The organism is Kitasatospora sp. NPDC036755, from assembly GCF_040636595.1.
GTDB lineage: Bacteria > Actinomycetota > Actinomycetes > Streptomycetales > Streptomycetaceae > Kitasatospora.
The window spans coordinates 1-1,621 of record NZ_JBEZUT010000653.1 but is presented as its reverse complement, the minus strand read 5'-3'; the positions used below and the strand labels follow the sequence as shown (position 1 = coordinate 1,621).

Below are 1,621 nucleotides of genomic sequence, written 5' to 3'. Positions count from 1 at the left end.
CATCGCAAGGCGGAGGAGGGAGCCACTGCGGAGCATTGGCGACCGACGACAACGCGGCGAGGTGCGTGCCCCGGCGTCGCACGCCCGGCGGGAATCGTCAGACACGCCCTAGGCTGACCGGGTGTTCGAGCGACTGGAGATCAAGGTCCTGCCCCCGGGCCCGCGCCTCGCCGCCGAGGTCCGCTTCCTCGTCGACGGCGAGGACGTGGTGGCCGAGGCGACCGGCCCCGGCGGCTTCGGCGCGTACGCCGGCCGGCTGTTCCCGCCGCACGCCCCGAGCCCGCTCGCGGCCACCGGCCCGCCGCGCCGGGTCGAACTCGGCGAGCCCGAGTGCACCGGGGGCTGCTGCGGCCACCTGTCCGCCGTCGTGCAGCGCATCGGGGGCGTCGTCCGCTGGTCCGACTGGGAAGTCCCGCAGCTCCGGGACGGGACCAGGGGCCGGTTTCCGGAGTTCGACTTCGAGGCGGAGCCGTACGACGCCGAACTCGCCCGTACCGCCGCCGACCCCTGGTGGCGGTACCGGGGCTGACGCCGGTCAGGACGACCGCCGGACGAGCCGGCCCAGCACCGCCACGCCCTCGGCGATCTCGGCCGTCGATCCCGCCGCGTAGCCGAGGACCAGGCCGGGCGGGTACGGGAGCCGGGCGTGCCAGGACAGCGGCTGCACCTTGACCCCCTCCGCCAGCGCCTCGGCGGCCAACTCCGTGTCGGTGCGGCCGGGCAGCTCCGGGAGCGTCAGCATCAGGTGGAGGCCCGCCGCGGCGCCGTGCACGGTGGCTCCCGGGAGGTGGGTGCGGATGGCGGCGATCATGGCGTCCCGGCGCCGGCGGTGGCGGCGGCGCAGCAGCCGCAGGTGCCGGTCGAGGTCGCCGGACTCCATCAGCCGGGCGAGGACCAGCTGGGGCAGCACCGGGTTGCCGAGGTCGGCGAAGCGCTTGGCGTCCAGGACGGCGTCCCGCAGCCGGGCCGGGACGAGCAGCCAGCCGGTGCGCAGCGCCGGGGCGAGCAGCTTGGAGATGCTGCCCGCGTAGCAGACCCGCTCCGGGAGGGAGGCCCGCAGGGCCGGGACGGGCGGGCGGTCGTAGCGGTGCTCGGCGTCGTAGTCGTCCTCGATGACCAGGCCGCCCTCCCCCGCCCAGCGCAGCAGTTCGCGGCGCCGGTCGCCGCCGAGGACGACACCGGTCGGGTACTGGTGGGCGGGGGTGAGCAGGACGGCCGGGGCGCCGGTGGCGCGCAGCGCGTCGACCCGGATGCCCTCGGCGTCGACCGCGACGGGCGGGGTGGCGGCGAGCCAGTGGGCGAGGTGCTGCCGGGCGCCGAGCGAGCCCGGGTCCTCGACCGCGACCTCGGTGATGCCGACCCGGCCGAGGGCCCGGCCGAGCAGCGCGAGGGCCTGGGCCGTGCCGGCGACGACCAGCACCTCGTCCGGGTCGGCGCGGATGCCCCGGTTGCGGGCCAGCCAGTGGGCGACGGCCCGGCGCAGGGCCGGGGTGCCGCGCACGTCGCCGTAGCCGAGGTCGGCCGCGGCCAGGCCGTCGGGCGCCCAGCAGGTGGTGGTCCAGGAAGTCGTAGGCCTCCCGGAGGGGTTCCGCCAGGCCGGGGAACGGCAGGTGGGTCAGCA

At 77.3% G+C, this 1,621-nt stretch carries 1 protein-coding gene and 1 pseudogene; one reads left to right on the top strand and one right to left on the bottom strand.

The annotated features are described in order from the left end of the window. Positions 1 to 121 precede the first annotated feature (121 nt). Positions 122 to 529 carry a hypothetical protein gene (locus tag AB0E96_RS40970; protein ID WP_359831910.1) on the top strand — a complete coding sequence of 136 codons (408 nt, stop codon included), beginning with the start codon at positions 122 to 124 and terminating at the stop codon, positions 527 to 529. Positions 530 to 535: 6 nt separating this feature from the next. Here the strand turns inward: AB0E96_RS40970 and AB0E96_RS40965 are convergent. Then, a pseudogene (locus tag AB0E96_RS40965) lies at positions 536 to 1,534 on the bottom strand (PLP-dependent aminotransferase family protein); the annotation flags it as partial. Positions 1,535 to 1,621 lie beyond the last annotated feature (87 nt).